This is a genomic window from Lachnoanaerobaculum saburreum DSM 3986 (genome assembly GCF_000185385.1).
Taxonomy (GTDB): domain Bacteria; phylum Bacillota; class Clostridia; order Lachnospirales; family Lachnospiraceae; genus Lachnoanaerobaculum; species Lachnoanaerobaculum saburreum.
Genome location: NZ_GL622296.1, coordinates 1,419,502 through 1,435,421, shown reverse-complemented (window position 1 = coordinate 1,435,421; position 15,920 = coordinate 1,419,502). Strand labels below are relative to the sequence as shown.

The following is a 15,920-nucleotide window of genomic DNA, read 5'->3' as shown; positions in this document are numbered from 1 at the left end:
ATTACTCCTTGCAACTTTCAATAATTTTTTCCGCCACTTTCAACCCGTCCATAGCCGCACTCATTATACCGCCTGCATATCCTGCACCCTCACCACAAGGATATATTCCTGCAATATTTGACTTTAGCAACTCATTTCTGCTTATTCTTACCGGCGAAGAAGTCCTTGACTCTATGGCCGCTACATAGGCATCCTCATTTATAAAGCCTTTTATCTTTCTGTCAAAATCCTTAAAAGCCTCTTTTATACTCTCATATATTTCTTTAGGAAAAAGCTTATCAACTCTTGATATCTTTGTAGCTCCCTTTATCTTAAGGCCTGTAGTTTCAAAGTCTGTGCTTTCTACACCGTTCAAAAAATCTACCAGTCTTTGCACAGGCACCTTGCCCTCTCCCATCTTATATGCCTTCTCTTCAAGTCGCCTTTGAAACTCTATTCCCTTTAAAGGGTCGTCCTTGTCACCGTATTTATCAAAGTCTTCTTCAGATACACTTACTATTATGGCCGAATCAGCCTCACCCGAGTCTCTATTATGATAACTCATACCGTTGACAGCTGTTCTGTTATCTTCTGTAGAAGCATTCACTATAAAGCCTCCGGGACACATGCAAAATGAGTACACACCTCTGCCATAACTTGACCTGAATGTAAGTTTATATGATGCCGGAGATAAAAATTTTGCTTCATTTTCTCCGTACTGTGAAACATCTATCAAATACTGTGAATGTGAAACTCTGATTCCAAGTGCAAAAGCTTTAGGTTCCATATATATACCCAGCTCTTTTAAAAGCTTAAAGGTATCTCTTGCACTGTGACCGAGCGCAAGGATTATATCTTCACAAACAATTTTTTCTGTCTGATTGGTTTTTGTATTTAATATCTTTACCTGTTTACTTGATTTATTTATATCTTCTATATCTATAAGTTTGGTATCAAATCTGACTTCACCGCCAAGTTTTATTATCTCTTCTCTGATAGATTTGACTATTCCGGTCAAAAGGTCGGTTCCTATATGCGGTTTGTTGTCATATAGTATCTCTTTTGGAGCACCGTGTTCTACCAAAGTTTCCAATACAAATTTGTTTCTGCCAAATGTATCCTTTACCAAAGTATTCAGTTTGCCGTCTGAAAATGTACCTGCACCGCCTTCACCGAATGAGACATTTGACTCTGTATTCAGCTTACCTTTATTCCAAAATCTGTTTACACTTTCTTTTCTTTCCTCTACACATTCACCACGCTCTACCACTATAGGTCTTAAACCGTTTTTAGCCAGTAACAGTGCTGCAAATATACCTGCCGGACCGAAGCCTACCACAAGCGGTCTTTTACTATCCTTTACACTAAGATTTTTAGTATTCTTATAGGCATATATCACAGGCTTTGCAAGGCTTAAGCTCTTATTTCTTTTCAAATACTTATCTTCATTGACAAGACTTACATCTATAGAATATGAATAAAAAATTTTCGGCTTTTTTCTGGCATCTATAGACCTTTTTCTTATTTCTATATTTTTTATTTCATTTATATTGCAACCGATAATCTTTGCCGTTTTTTTCTTCAAATCAATTTCATCATGATGTACATCAAGTTGCAAAGAATTTATATGTAACATATTATCACCCTTATAATCCGTTTCCTGCTATATACCCTGATGTCCATGCCCATTGCAGGTTATAACCTCCGCATATTCCGTCAACATCAAGTATTTCACCTGCAAAGTACAGATTCTTTATATCCTTATACATAAGATTTTCATCCACATCTTTTAGAGGAATACCTCCGGTACATACCTGTGACTTATCAAAATCACCGATACCTTTTGCAGTAAAGCTCAAATTCTTACAAATTAAAACCAGTCTGTCAAAACTTTTGTTATCAATCTTTTTTATTTTCAGTTCCGGACTTATTTTTGCAATTTCAAGTATTCCAAGCCAGAGCTTAGAGTTTATCAGACCGTTACCTAAATCCCCCATTGTTACAAAGGATAATATATTTTTTCTACTGTTTAGCAGATTTTCTATATCCCCAAGATGTGAAAACATATCAAGTCTTATATTTACACTTCTATTTTCATACAGTGCAATACTGACATATCTGCTCACTTGAAAAGCCGGTATCCCTGAGATACCGCTGTCGACAAACTGCAATTCTCCAAAGTTACCTGCTGTTTTCTTATCATCAATATATACAGCTATTTTACCCTTTGCCCTGACTCCTGAAGTCATTTTGAAAAATTTTTTATTGTCAAGTTTAATACCGCAAAGTGCAGGTAAAGGAACTCTATACTCTATATGAAGCTTATCAAGTACCGGTAAAAACGAACCGTCACTGCCAAGTTTTGGAGACGCTTTAAGCCCTGTAGCCACTATCAGCTTATCAAAATACAGTTTACATGACTTTCTGTCTGTATTGCAGGTATCCAACTCAAAGATATTATTAAATAATTTTATATCCTTTACATATGTATTTAAAAGTATATTCACATCATACCTGTTAAGTTCCATCAAAAGTGCATTTCTGATAGAGGTGGCCTGTTCCGAATTCGGATACACATATCCGTCTCTTATATACTCTACCACTCCTATATTATTGAAAAACTTTACAGCATCAAACTGACTGAATCTGTCTGTAAATTCAATCACCTTATAATTATTATGGAAATCTTCAGCTTTCAGTTCGGTGTTTGTAAAATTACATTTACCGTTTCCGGTTGAAAGTATCTTCTTTAAAAGCTTGTCATTATGTTCTATAACAGTGACTTCATTTTTTCCCTTACACGCAAATAGAGCAGACATGATACCTGCTGCTCCACCGCCGATAATCCCAACTTTCATTTCAAAAGCCTGACTTTCTGTAAAATATTAACCATCCTTCTGCCCATCGGCATCTGCAATATTTCATTCTTTGTTATAGTTTTTGTAACGATTAAAAGTATTGCATATACAGGTGCGCCCACTAAAATAGGTATTGCAGTCTGCATAAGTCTGCTGTTTGTTTTAACAGATGTATAACAATATACCATATATACAATTATTCCCATGACCCCTGCACAGATAAAAGGCATCAAAAATGTTTTTATAATCTCCTGTTTATAATATAAATTTTTCCTTATACTTCTTGCATTTAAAATACACATAGACAGGGCAAATACCATATTCCCGAAAACCAGACCTATTATATTGAGCTTAAGTGTAAATAATAATATATACAATATTATAAAATGTATTATCAAAGAGATAAATGCATTCTTAACAGGCTTATTTATAAGATTTGTTCCCTGTAGGATAGCATTTGTAACCGTTGAAACGGAATACAGTACCACAATGCCTGAACCTATGATCATTAAATATGATGCCAACATAGCATCTTCGGTATTTGTAAACAATATTTTCATCACAGGTATTGAAATAACTGCAAGCCCTATAGCACATGGGAAACTTACTATAGTTGCAAATCTGATTACCGTTGAAATCTTTAAATTCACATCCCCCTTGTCACCCCTGCTGAAACTTTTTGAAACAGTCGGAATAAGCGATGATGACATTGCATTTGCTATAGCTACAGGCACATTTACAAGCACCAGATATCCTCCTGTATATATACCGTAAAGCTTCGAGGTTTCCTCTTCCAATCCCAAAGCTTTCATACTCTGTCCAAATACCATTCCGTCCAAAACCGAATTTATATTATAAATCGCTGTGGAGGCTATTACAGGTATTACAGTAAGTATAAGTATTCTTGTAATAACGGAAAAGCTCTCTTTTTTTGATAATCTGTCACCTTTTATTTCTTTTATTCTGTCCTTTGCAGTAAAGCAAAAGCATATCAGCATAACAAATAAAGCTATAACAGTTCCGGCACCTGTACCTATAGTTCCGCCGGCGGCACCGAAAGCAGCTCTTACTTCGTCTCCCTTCGCACCTCTAACCGCCATTTCACACAAATAATATGCAGCACCTACAGATACAACCGCATTTACTATCTGTTCAAATATCTGTGAGAGGGCGGTAGGCACCATAGTTGAATGCCCCTGGAAATATCCGCGAAGTACTCCAAGATACGCCATAATCCAGATAGTAGGTGCAAGGCTCTTTAAGGCATACTTTGCCGGCGGAATTTGATATAGACTGCTTGCAAAAAAATTCGCACCGAAGAATATTATACCAAATCCGATCCCGCCTACAATAGTCGCATAGATTAGAGCGGCTCTAAGTATCTTGCTCGCATTCCTATATTCATTCTTTGCAATTCTGGCTGAAACCATCTTACTGACCGCAAGAGGCAATGAATACGAGGAAAGTAAAAGGATTATTGCATATAGATTGTATGCAGTGGAATAGTAGCCCATTCCCTCCGCTCCTATTATTCTAAGAAGTGGAACTCTGTATGCAAGTCCTATCAGTCTGACCAAAATCCCTGCAATTGCCAATATGGCTCCCTGAATCAAAAAATCATTAGATTCACTCTTTTTATTTTTACCCGGCATTATCTGCTAATCCCTTCAAGATCTAAAATTTTTCTTTGCCTGTCTTCCATAATCACTCTATCCTCATCCGCTATATGATCATACCCCATCAAATGAAGCATGGAATGAACAACCAAAAATGCGAGTTCTCTGGTTTCACTATGTCCGTATTCCCTTGCCTGTTCAATTATATGCTCTGTTGAAAGTATTATATCACCCAAAAGCAACTCTCCGCTTTCAGGATTAAAAGCATCCACACTCTCTTCAATATCATCAAAGTTTCCGGGGCTTTCAAATTCATTAAAGGGAAATGACAATACATCTGTTGACTTGTCAATTCCTCTATATTCACTGTTTATCTTTCTTATTTCTTCATCATCCACAATAGTTACAGATACTTCCGCTTCATATGGACAATTTTCAAAATCCAGTGATGCCGCTACCATTTTGTTTATTATATCTTCATACGGTATATCAAGACTTTTTTCAGACTCATAGCTTATCTCTACAGTCATACTCCTCACCATTATATAATCAGCCTAAGCTATATTACATTCATTTTATAAAATATCTATTTTCTAAACCTTTTCCTGTCATCCTTTGATATATTTTTCTTTTCATATATATCATATGCCTCTACAATTTTTTGTACCAGCGGATGACGCACAACATCCTTATTTGTAAGCATACAAATACCTATATCATCAATATTCTTAAGTATTTTAAGTGCGCTGTCAAGTCCTGAAGTCTGCCCCTGCGGTAAATCTTTCTGGCTCTGATCTCCGGTTACTATTACCTTTGAACCGAAACCTATTCTGGTTAAAAACATCTTCATCTGTGCCGGAGTGGTATTCTGTGCCTCATCAAGTATTATAAAAGCATTATCAAGAGTCCTGCCTCTCATATACGCAAGCGGAGCCACCTCTATAAGTCCCTTTTCCTGATTGTGCAGAAAACTGTCCGCACCCATTATCTGATAAAGTGCATCATAAAGCGGTCTTAAATACGGGTCAATCTTACTTTGCAAATCTCCCGGCAAAAACCCAAGCTTTTCACCCGCCTCAATAGCAGGTCTTGTAAGAATAATTCTGTTTACACTGCCCTCTTTGAAAGCCTGTATAGCCATTGCCATAGCCAGATATGTCTTACCTGTGCCGGCAGGACCTACTCCGAAAACTATCATTTTCCCTCTGATAAGGTCTACATATTGCTTTTGTCCTAAGGTCTTCGGCTTGATTGGCTTGCCCAAAACAGTTTTTGCTATAACATCCTTATCTATTTCAAGTATTTTATCGTCTTCTGCTGTAAATGACAATGAAAGTGCATAATCTATATTTTGTTCTGTTATCTGATTCCCTCTTTTTGACAGTTCAATAAGATTGTTAAATACGGACTTTGCCTTATCCACATAGGTTTTAGGGCCTATTATCTTTATACTGCCGTCTCTGGCAATCATACTGACCTTAAGAGTCCTCTCAATCTTTTTTAAATATATATCAAATTCACCACAGACATTCCTTTCATGTTCCATAGGTATATCTATAATATTTTCAATAATGCTCAATATTTTCTCCTTAAAATATCTGTTTAAAAAGAAAACCCCGGTCAAATGACCGAGGTTGTGAAAACACGCAATTAATTAAACTTACGCTTTCTAGCTGCTTCAGACTTTTTCTTGCGTCTTACGCTTGGCTTCTCGTAATGCTCTCTCTTACGAATTTCTTGTTGAATGCCTGCCTTAGCACAATTTCTTTTAAATCTTCTAAGCGCACTGTCAAGACTCTCGTTTTCTTTCACAATCACGTTTGACATCTAAGATCTAACCTCCCTCCGGTTGTGAAATTCAAAATCTATATCATTATACCATAAAGTACAGATTCGTCAATATTTTTATTTTACTATTTCTTATCAAATTTGAGAGTCAACTCATTATTATCACCAAGAGAATAGTTTACAAAGATATACATATCATACCATTTATCATTCTCCCAAAGTTCATCATCCTTACCTGCCACATAAATAGACTCAAAATCCTCAACATCACTTGCCGGTACAAGCCATCCGCCAAGGTCACAAACCTTCATATTATTTAATACAAGATCTCTTCCCTCAAAAGTATCACAAAAAAAGACACCTCCAAGTTTTTTTGCCTCTTCCTCTACAATACTAAAGAACTTTTCAAAATCTTCTTCTTCACTGCTTCTTAAGCCTTGCATGTATATAATCTCCTGTCTTTATATTATTCCAAATTTTCACTACAAAACACTTTCTATATAATATCATAACAGCTACAGAAATGGAATGAAAATATACATATTTCTGATATTTAAGTACATATCCAAAATAAGAAGTTTATTTTCACTATATAATATTACAACTTCTTATTATATTGCTTTTATTTTCTTTCTTTAGTCTTAACATATAGTATCTGTATATTTTCTACCAATATAGTAAGATTTCTAAATACAGATTCCGCTCCGAATCCGAAAATAACCATCAACAAAATACTTACTCCTGAGAGATCTGTAAGTGCAAACAACTTCCTAAAGAAAATCCCTGCAAATATAAATCCGAATATATTTCCCCCTATTATTATATACTTTCTTGTATTAAAAGGCTCACTAATCTTGCATAAAATCATAAATCCTACAACAGACATTATCATAGTCGCAACAGTTCCGATACTGTCATTAGATATATCAAAAACACTTCCACACATTACTATTGCAAACACTGCAATAACATCTGTCAGACCTCCCGGCAATGCCTTTATCAGAACATTCTTAAGAAAATCACCCTTAATTCTATGTTTATTAGGTTCAAGTGCCAGCAAAAATCCCGGAATACCTATAGTAAACATACTTACAAATGAAATCTGTGCAGGCTCAAGAGGATATGTAAACATAAATACAGCGGAAAGCACTGATAAAAGCAGTGAAAATATATTCTTTACAAGAAATAAACTGGCTGAACGCTCAATATTGTTGACAACTCTTCTACCCTCATATACAAGTTCCGGCATATGTGCAAAGTCCGAATCCAAAAGTACAACCTGTGCAGCCTGTGCGGCGGCCTCACTTCCTGATGCCATTGCTACACTGCAATCGGCATCCTTCATAGCCAGAATATCATTTACACCGTCACCGGTCATAGCTACAGTGTGACCGCCATTTTGCAATGCCTTTACAAGTAATTGCTTTTGCTTCGGTGTCACACGCCCAAAAACAGTATAGTTATTTACAGCCTCTTCTATCTTTTTATTGCTGTCAAGTAAAGATGCATCAATATACTGCTGTGCATTTTCTATCCCCGCCTGAACGGCAATCTGTGAAACTGTCTGTGGATTATCACCCGATATTACCTTTATAGCTACATCCTGACTCTTAAAGTAATTAAAAGTCTTCACTGCATTTGCCCTAACGGGATTGGCAAATGCTATAAATCCAAGAGGAATTACATTTCCTACAATTCCGTTTTCAATATCATCACCTTCATACTTTGCAAAAAGCAATACACGACTGCCTTTCTCACTGTATGGCAAAATATCATTTTCATATTTTGTTATATTATCTTTTAAAATAAACTCAGGTGCTCCAAGTACATAGCAACCCTCATCAAAGGTGATACTTCCATATTTGAGTGTAGATGAAAATGCCAGTATCTTAAGCGGTACTTTTTTTCCATATATCTTTATATTACTTGCATATGACTTTAATGCTTTCATTGTTGCATTATTATCCTTAGAAGCAAATGCATAATCAGCCAGTAATCTCTTAAAATCTTCCTCATACAGTTTTGTATTGTTCGCTTTACATAAAAAAACATTTTCCACCTTCATATCAGGTTCTGTAATGGTTCCCGTCTTGTCCACACATAGTACATCAACTCTTGCCAAAGTCTCAATACTCTTCATATCATGTAACAAAACTTTCTTGCTTGCAAGCTTCACCGTACTTATTGCAAGTGCTAATGTAGTGAGCAAATACAGCCCCTCTGGAATCATACCGATAATCGCCGCAACTGTGGATGTCACACTTTTACTGAATGTATCATCATTTACATAAAAACTCTGCCAAAATAAAATTATTGCAATAGGTATTATTATAATGCCCACAGTCTTTACAATAAGGTTTATCTGGCGTATCATCTGTGACTGTTCTTTACCGTTCATAGACTTTGCTTCTATACTAAGCTTTGAAATATAGGAGTCTGTACCTACATTTTCAAGTCTTGCATAGCACTCCCCCGATACTACAAAGCTTCCGGACATCAAAGTGCTTCCCGTTTTTTTTTCAATCTCATCCACCTCACCTGTCAAGAGTGATTCATTAACCTGTATGTTTCCACTTATAACAGTAGCATCCGCACAGATTTGTTTTCCTGCTGATAATAAAACTATATCATCCTTTACCAGTTCTTGTGATAAAATATTTTTAAGCTTACCGTCTCTTATTACATCTGCAAGTGGAGCATTTAGAAGGCTCATCTTCTCAAGTGTCTTTTTTGCACGAAGCTCCTGTACTATCCCAATCACTGTATTTCCTATAATAATCGGAAGAAACGTAAGGTTTCTAAATGATCCGACCACTATCAGCAATATTGAAATAATCAAAAATATAAGGTTAAAGTATGTGCATACATTAGATATGATAATTTCCCTTTTTGTCTTATCTGTCCCTATATCCGCCTTATTTACCTTACCGCTATCCACTCTGACTGCTACTTCCGCCCCGGTAAGCCCGACCGGCATGGAATTATTCTCATCAATACTATCCATAAAACTGTCCTTTATATTATTTCTTCATCGTTTATACTCATAAGCTTGCACTCCCAATCTCCTACTATATCACAAAGTATGCCGTCACAGATACTCATCTTCTCCATAATATTACCACCCTAAAGACTTTATTACCAAATATGTAAACGCTAATATGGCCATTGTGATATAGCTGTATACAACTGTCAAAATAGCCAATACCATACCCTTTTTCCAATATTTTATACTTATATACAAAGCGTCTATAATATTCACTATCGGTATCATTTGCAGGAAAAAATGTATCGTCCTTATCACGAAACTCATTCCATATTTTTTTCTCGTAATATCCAGCATACAATTCACCGCTACAGTACATGGCAATCCTATCAAAGCATATGATACCAATATATATGGTACTATCACTACAATAAACGCAATAAATAAAAATATCAAAAGAAACGTAACCAATTGATAGTTAGATTTAATCGTCATTGAAATCCACTCGAAAATAATATAGGTCAGTGTTCCTCCACATCCACATATAAAAGGCGCTGTTATATACTTATATAGAAAATATGTATTCAGGCAATAATCTATATCTTCTATCTTTGCAGCAGATAAAACACCTCGAATTTGTAATATCATAACAACAAAAATCATTATAAATAAAGCAAGTGCAACAACTATCGCCGATCCGCCCAACCTATTATTTTCTATAATAAAAAATACAAAACCATATAATGCTGTTCCGTATAGCAGTGCTAACAATATAGGAAGCAGTTTACTTTTTTTCACTTGAACATCACTGTTCTTATCCTCTAAAATCTCTTTTGTATCAATATCATCTTTTTTCTCAAAATCCATACTTCACTCATATCCCGTTCCAATTTTTATCAGTTTCAAAAATACTACTGACCTACAATACTGGTACAATAAAATATGCTGCCATACCGACAATTGCACAAAGAGCAGTTATAACAGCTGCGACCTTACCTCTCTTCCAATATTTTATACTTATATACAACCCATCTATAAGATCCAATATCGGTATCAGTTGCAAGAAAAAATGTATCATCTTTTTAAAAGAACTCATTCCGAATTTTTTTCTTGCAATATCCAAGGCGAAATTTATGGTTATAATACATGGCAAACCTATTAAGACAGATACTGTAAATATATAAGGTACAAGTAATAAACCAAAAGCTGCAGCAATACCTATAGGATCATCCGTCGACTTAACGGTTATTAAAACCATAGATGCCACTATTATTCCACAACTCCATATAAAGGGAGCCGTTATATACTTATATAGAAAGTATGTATTCAGGCAATAATCTATATCTTCTATCTTTTTAGCATATTCAATACCTTGCACCTGTAATATCATAACAACAAAAAACATTATAAATAAAGTAACTGCAAAGGCCATTACCAAACCTAACAATATAATGTTTGCTATAAACGAAAATATAAAACCATACAATGCCATTCCGTATAGCAGTGCCAACAATATAATCGGCAGTTTACTTTTTTTCACTTGAACATTGCTGTTCATATCATCCAAAATCTCTTTTACTTCAATATCATCTTTTTTCTCAAAATCCATATCTTCACTCATATCCGGTTCCAATTTTTATCAGTTTCAAAATCCCTACTGCTTATCTGCCAAAATTATAACACGTCCCCTATAAAAATACATCTTAACTTTATACTATGATTATTTGAATATCTTTGGCGTAATTTGATTTTCAGTCGGCACGAATTGATGTTGTATAATCTTTTACTTTAAGGTATAGTATCCACATATCAAAAGACTTTTATTTAGTTAATAAAGGAGAATAAAAATGAAAAAATACAGCGTTACTTACAGGTTCATATGGCGGTCTGGGTTCATGCCTTGCAAAGATACATGCAAAGCGCGGAGGTGACCTTATACTGGTCGGAAGAAGTATAAAAAAGCTTGAAAAACAAAAAAGCGAACTTCAAAAAAATATAATATACAAATAGAATGTATTGAAGCCGACTTGTCTAATGAAGATGCACCACAGGCAATATATGATGAGTGCAAGAGAAACAGTTGGACTGTTGACTATCTTATAAACAACGCAGGATTTGGCGGTCAGGGTGACTTTACAAGAGAAAGAACACTTGAGCAGGATATACAGATGATGAGAGTGAATATGGAGACTCCTACAAGACTTATGAATCTTTTCCTTCCTGATATGGTAAAAAGAGGTTCAGGAAAAGTTTTGAATGTAAGCTCAACCGCCGCAAATATGCCGGGACCTCTACAGGCAGTCTACTATGCTACCAAAGCTTACCTTACAAGTGTGAGCAATGCCATATGGAGAGAACTTAAAGGAACAGGTGTAACGGTGACCGCACTGATGCCGGGCGCTATGCAGACCGGATTTATACAGGCAGGCGGACTTGACAAAACTCCGCTGTTTGCACATGCCGTTGATCCTATGGCGGTAGCACTCGCAGGATATATGGGTATGCTGAAAGGAAAACTTAATGTTATAAGCGGACTTGCAGGAGTACAAAAGATAGGATATCCGCTAATGCCTATTATGCCTAAAACACCGATGCTTGACTTTGTATATGAGCAGCAAAAGACAAAATAATATGACAAATTTTATTGTAGATGTGCAGTATAAGAAAATACTGGATTCAAACGGATATTCACTGCCTATGATACTAAAAAAGGCAAAGCTTCCTCCGGATATTTTCGACTTTGAACCTGTCACAATGAAAAAGAATCAATATTACAGTTTTTGTAATGCACTTGGTGAAGTTTTATCAGATGACGCACTCATAAAACTTGCTACAAAAGAAAGTATCACCACATCTTCTCCTCCGATATTTGCCGCAAGTTGCAGTAAAGACGGTTTGCAATGTATTAGGCGACTTTCCACATATAAAAAACTGATAGGGCCGGTCAACTGGTCAATATCTGAATCTGATACTGAAGTATCTATATCACTTGATTGTGACGAAAACGATATATTACCTATGTTTTTTGTTAAATCGGAGTTTTTATTTCTTATTGCACTGTTAAGGCGCTCTACTTTGAAGGATATTATTCCGAAAGTTATATATATGCAAAAGGCAAAAGATGATACACTATTTTCAGAGTATTCAAAATGTAATATAATTTCTGGTGCCGACAATGCTATTGTATTTGTAAAGTCTGATTTGGAAAAGCCATTTATAAGTGAGAATTCCTCACTGTTTGAATACATGGAACCTGAACTTAACAAAAGGCTGTCAGACTTGGAGCTTGATGAGTCTGTATCAGGCAAAGTTCGTACTGTACTTTCTGAGATTTTATCAGGCGGAAATTCAAGTATTGATGAAGTTGCCAAAAAACTTAACATATCAAAGCGCAACCTTCAAAGAAAACTTCAAGAAGAAAATACAAGTTTTCAAAAGCAGCTTAACTCCGTAAGAAAAAGCTTGGCTATTCATTACATAAAAAACACTAACTTCTCAGCAGAAGAAATTGCATTTCTACTCTCCTACAGCGAGATAAATTCCTTTCAGCGTGCATTTAAAATATGGACTGGAAAGACAGTTTTACAATACAGACAAAACTTATAATTATTTTCTACGTTTTAACAAAGAAAAAAAGAAAAGACGACCAAAATTTTCTATCTGCTAATCTTTATCTGATATTTAGTTTTCATATTTTAGTATCCTTATGATGATAGGTACCTTCGCTCCCTTGTTTACAAGGGCGCAAGGATATACCGTTTGACTACGGTTCTTTGCGTTCCTGCGGAAAGCCTATCGCTTCGCTAAGAAATCCAATAGGATAAATCCTGTTTGAATTAAAGGGGGCTACTCCCCCTTTAACCCCTGTATACTTTGCTTTTTTGTAGATTTTTTAAATCCACAAAAAAGCAAAGTGTTAAAAATCTTTTCACTTTGCACCGTTAAGTTTTCCTCTTTTAGATTATCTAAGTTGTCATTTTCATCATCAGGATTTTCAGCTTCTTCTATACCAATTCCTCTATCTTTCAAATTGTTTTCTGTAAGTTCCTTTAGCTTTTCTCTATATCTGTTATCCAATAGGACATAGTCTAAATAGGCATAAATTAAACCGTTATTTGTATCTTCCTGCCTAACTGTAATTTTTCTTTCAAAGGCTTCAAATACTCCACCTTTTTCTATTTTTCTTTTGAAATCTGCACTTCTTTTTAATTTGTTTTGCTTTTAAGTAAGAAGTTTCTTTCCCATCCAAATCAAATATTTTATAAATACACACGCCTAGTGCTTCTGATATATCATGGTCTAGTTTCAAGCTCGGAATAACTTTACCAGTTTCTATTTTATTTATGCTCACTCTGGAAACTCCTACCTTTTTCCCCAACCGATGTTGTGATAACCCTAGTGGTTTTCTATATTTTTCAATTTTGTTTCTCACAGTTTAATCATCACCTTCCATATAATGCTTTGATACAAAATCCTATTAATTATCTTCAAAAATCAGTAATCACATTTAATACAAAACTACCCTTCTTTAATCTTATTATTTACAAACACCGTTAATGCAATTATACTAACAATACAAATAGATGTAGTAATCAGAGAATTCCATTCCATAGGAACTACTTTAATGTATCTTATTAAAAAAACCAAAATAAATAAAACTATCCCCACTCTAAAATAATATTTTCCACATAACAAATTGGCTTTCTTCCAGTTTTCTTCGTTTTTCATTGACAAAGAAGTCCTCATTCCTGAATACCTGTTAATACCACCATTGGCTATTTTTTTCCACCATGGAGGTGAAATAATCATTAGAATAGGTGTAATATAATCAACAATCATAAAAAAATATTTCATACTAAATTACCTCTACCTGCCTAATTACTCCTAATTGTTCTAATTTACTACACAATATCATTTAGTTAAGTTACAGGGTTAGATTCGAACCGGGGGTCTAACCCAAATTTTTTCAAAAAAAGTTACTAAAGGGGGTTGACATAGAGAGCTGCCACTTGAATTAGTAGTATATAACTTTTTCAAGGAGTCACATGATTATGAACCATCAACAAATCAAAAACCTGTTTTTTTCTGCTGTGGAACACGTTGTTTCTGATATTTCACAGTATGCTGTCCATCCCGATTCTGATTTCCGGAGAAGCAAAAAAATCTCTGCTCAGAAGCTTATTTCCTTTCTCGTTTCACAAGGCTCATCATCCACCAGGGTTGAAATGATTGACTTCTGGGGGCTGGATTCTTTCATGCCAACCGCTTCTGCTCTCAGCCAGCAGCGGGCAAAACTCAAACCCGAGGCACTGGAAGCTGTATTCCGGCACTTTTGATGTGATGTCCTTGCCAAAAAAGGAATTGATCCCAATCAGGAATGGACGCCAATACCCAAGGCTCCAAACGGCTCATTTCCGAAGACCACGATATTTTATATATCGGGCAGCATAGACACCTTTATCATTATAACCCGTTTTGAGGCAGATTTACAATCTGTCTTTTTGTCGTACCTTCCTCCATGAATAAATCGTAAACATATCTGTAAAACGGTTCCACTAAAACCCATCTGTGGTTTGTTCCATAAGAACTTACCACCTATTTAATCTTACCTAAATGACATTGCTTCATATCATGTAACAAAACTTTCTTGCTTGCAAGCTTCACCGTACTTATTGCAAGTGCTAATGTAGTGAGCAAATACATCCCCTCAGGAATCATACCGATAATCGCCGCCACTGTGGATGTCACACTTTTACTGAATGTATCATCATTTACATAAAAACTCTGCCAAAATAAAATTATTGCAATAGGTATTATTATAATGCCCACAGTCTTTACAATAAGGTTTATCTGACGTATCATCTGTGACTGTTCTTTACCGTTCATAGATTTTGCTTCTATACTAAGCTTTGAAATATAGGAGTCTGCACCTACATTTTCAAGTCTTGCATAGCACTCCCCTGATACTACAAAACTTCCGGACATCAAAGTGCTTCCCGGTTTTTTTCAATCTCATCCACCTCACCTGTCAATAGCGATTCATTAACCTGTATGCTCCCACTTATAACAGTAGCATCCGCACAGATTTGTTTTCCGGCTGATAATAAAACTATATAATCCTTTACCAGTTCTTGTGATAAAATATTTTTAATCTTACCGTCTCTTATTACATCTGCATGTGGAGCATTTAGAAGACTCATTTTCTCAAGTGCCTTTTTTGCACGCAGCTCCTGCACTATTCCGATCACGGTATTTCCTATAATAATTGGAAGAAATGTAAGATTTCTAAATGATCCGACCACTATCAGCAATATTGAAATAATCAAAAATATAAGGTTAAAGTATGTGCATACATTAGATATGATAATTTCACTTGTTTTACCTCCATACAAACCTCCAAAAAAAATCCCTCTATCATTTTGATTAGAAGGATCTACACACTATATTATTTATATCCCACCCATATAGCAAGTGGCCACATTTACACACCGAATTATTTATATCCCACACCATCGGCAAGTGGCTAAATTACACCTCATAATTTTATATCCCGTCATATGAGAAACGGCTAACATTACTTGCTTAAGTTATAGCATATTCTTCGTTTTTTACAACACCCAAGTCATTAAAACCGGGACAAACGCATGAGTGTTACTCATTCAATCAGTCAGTTATTATTTCAACTTTTTAATACCG

Annotated in this window: 16 protein-coding genes and 1 pseudogene; 3 read left to right on the top strand and 14 right to left on the bottom strand. The window is 35.4% G+C overall.

The window, feature by feature from the left end:
• Position 1: 1 nt before the first annotated feature.
• The 10 genes from HMPREF0381_RS06695 to HMPREF0381_RS06650 all read right to left on the bottom strand — a co-directional run bounded on the left by HMPREF0381_RS06695 (position 2) and on the right by HMPREF0381_RS06650 (position 10,845).
• The gene (locus tag HMPREF0381_RS06695) at positions 2–1,615 is read right to left on the bottom strand and encodes an NAD(P)/FAD-dependent oxidoreductase (protein ID WP_008751173.1); all 1,614 of its coding nucleotides are present in this window, start codon (positions 1,613–1,615) and stop codon (positions 2–4) included.
• Positions 1,616–1,625: 10 nt separating this feature from the next.
• Positions 1,626–2,837 carry an aminoacetone oxidase family FAD-binding enzyme gene (locus HMPREF0381_RS06690; protein WP_008751172.1) on the bottom strand — a complete coding sequence of 404 codons (1,212 nt, stop codon included), beginning with the start codon at positions 2,835–2,837 and terminating at the stop codon, positions 1,626–1,628.
• The gene (locus HMPREF0381_RS06685) at positions 2,834–4,489 is read right to left on the bottom strand and encodes a putative polysaccharide biosynthesis protein (protein WP_008751171.1); all 1,656 of its coding nucleotides are present in this window, start codon (positions 4,487–4,489) and stop codon (positions 2,834–2,836) included. Before HMPREF0381_RS06685 ends, HMPREF0381_RS06690 begins: the two co-directional genes overlap by 4 nt.
• Entirely contained in the window at positions 4,489–4,983 is a 495-nt protein-coding gene (gene ybeY, locus HMPREF0381_RS06680) for an rRNA maturation RNase YbeY (RefSeq protein ID WP_040461241.1), read from the bottom strand. The genes HMPREF0381_RS06685 and ybeY overlap by 1 nt, the downstream gene beginning before the upstream one ends.
• 56 nt (positions 4,984–5,039) lie before the next feature.
• Entirely contained in the window at positions 5,040–6,032 is a 993-nt protein-coding gene (locus tag HMPREF0381_RS06675) for a PhoH family protein (RefSeq protein ID WP_040461239.1), read from the bottom strand.
• A 71-nt stretch (positions 6,033–6,103) separates the two neighbouring features.
• Entirely contained in the window at positions 6,104–6,280 is a 177-nt protein-coding gene (rpsU, locus tag HMPREF0381_RS06670) for a 30S ribosomal protein S21 (protein ID WP_005539624.1), read from the bottom strand.
• An 86-nt stretch (positions 6,281–6,366) separates the two neighbouring features.
• Positions 6,367–6,684: a hypothetical protein gene (locus HMPREF0381_RS06665; RefSeq protein WP_008751168.1), complete on the bottom strand. Its 318-nt coding sequence runs from the start codon at positions 6,682–6,684 to the stop codon at positions 6,367–6,369.
• A gap of 179 nt (positions 6,685–6,863) precedes the next feature.
• Entirely contained in the window at positions 6,864–9,245 is a 2,382-nt protein-coding gene (locus HMPREF0381_RS06660) for an HAD-IC family P-type ATPase (RefSeq protein WP_008751167.1), read from the bottom strand.
• A gap of 111 nt (positions 9,246–9,356) precedes the next feature.
• Positions 9,357–10,091 carry a hypothetical protein gene (locus HMPREF0381_RS06655; RefSeq protein WP_008751166.1) on the bottom strand — a complete coding sequence of 245 codons (735 nt, stop codon included), beginning with the start codon at positions 10,089–10,091 and terminating at the stop codon, positions 9,357–9,359.
• Positions 10,092–10,143: 52 nt separating this feature from the next.
• Positions 10,144–10,845, bottom strand: coding sequence for a hypothetical protein (locus tag HMPREF0381_RS06650; protein ID WP_008751165.1), 702 nt, complete (start codon positions 10,843–10,845; stop codon positions 10,144–10,146).
• 406 nt (positions 10,846–11,251) lie between these two features.
• On the opposite strand from HMPREF0381_RS06650, the gene HMPREF0381_RS06645 reads away from it, so the two are divergent.
• Both HMPREF0381_RS06645 and HMPREF0381_RS06640 read left to right on the top strand, forming a co-directional pair.
• On the top strand, positions 11,252–11,854 hold the full coding sequence (locus HMPREF0381_RS06645) for an SDR family NAD(P)-dependent oxidoreductase (RefSeq protein ID WP_008751164.1): 603 nt from the start codon (positions 11,252–11,254) through the stop codon (positions 11,852–11,854).
• Position 11,855: 1 nt separating this feature from the next.
• The gene (locus HMPREF0381_RS06640; RefSeq protein ID WP_040461237.1) at positions 11,856–12,830 is read left to right on the top strand and encodes a helix-turn-helix domain-containing protein; all 975 of its coding nucleotides are present in this window, start codon (positions 11,856–11,858) and stop codon (positions 12,828–12,830) included.
• A gap of 240 nt (positions 12,831–13,070) precedes the next feature.
• Here the strand turns inward: HMPREF0381_RS06640 and HMPREF0381_RS15710 are convergent, their stop codons facing one another.
• The 3 genes from HMPREF0381_RS15710 to HMPREF0381_RS06625 form a co-directional block, all read right to left on the bottom strand.
• Positions 13,071–13,301 carry a hypothetical protein gene (locus HMPREF0381_RS15710; protein ID WP_008751162.1) on the bottom strand — a complete coding sequence of 77 codons (231 nt, stop codon included), beginning with the start codon at positions 13,299–13,301 and terminating at the stop codon, positions 13,071–13,073.
• A 79-nt stretch (positions 13,302–13,380) separates the two neighbouring features.
• Positions 13,381–13,656, bottom strand: a complete 276-nt coding sequence (locus HMPREF0381_RS06630) for a helix-turn-helix transcriptional regulator (RefSeq protein ID WP_008751161.1) — start codon at positions 13,654–13,656, stop codon at positions 13,381–13,383.
• A gap of 86 nt (positions 13,657–13,742) precedes the next feature.
• On the bottom strand, positions 13,743–14,063 hold the full coding sequence (locus HMPREF0381_RS06625; protein WP_242824400.1) for an SdpI family protein: 321 nt from the start codon (positions 14,061–14,063) through the stop codon (positions 13,743–13,745).
• 206 nt (positions 14,064–14,269) lie between these two features.
• Between HMPREF0381_RS06625 and HMPREF0381_RS06620 the strand changes: the two genes are divergently transcribed.
• Positions 14,270–14,560 carry a hypothetical protein gene (locus tag HMPREF0381_RS06620; RefSeq protein ID WP_008751159.1) on the top strand — a complete coding sequence of 97 codons (291 nt, stop codon included), beginning with the start codon at positions 14,270–14,272 and terminating at the stop codon, positions 14,558–14,560.
• 286 nt (positions 14,561–14,846) lie between these two features.
• Here the strand turns inward: HMPREF0381_RS06620 and HMPREF0381_RS14560 are convergent.
• Positions 14,847–15,601: pseudogene (locus HMPREF0381_RS14560) on the bottom strand (HAD-IC family P-type ATPase); the annotation flags it as partial.
• Between the last annotated feature and the right edge of the window lie 319 nt (positions 15,602–15,920).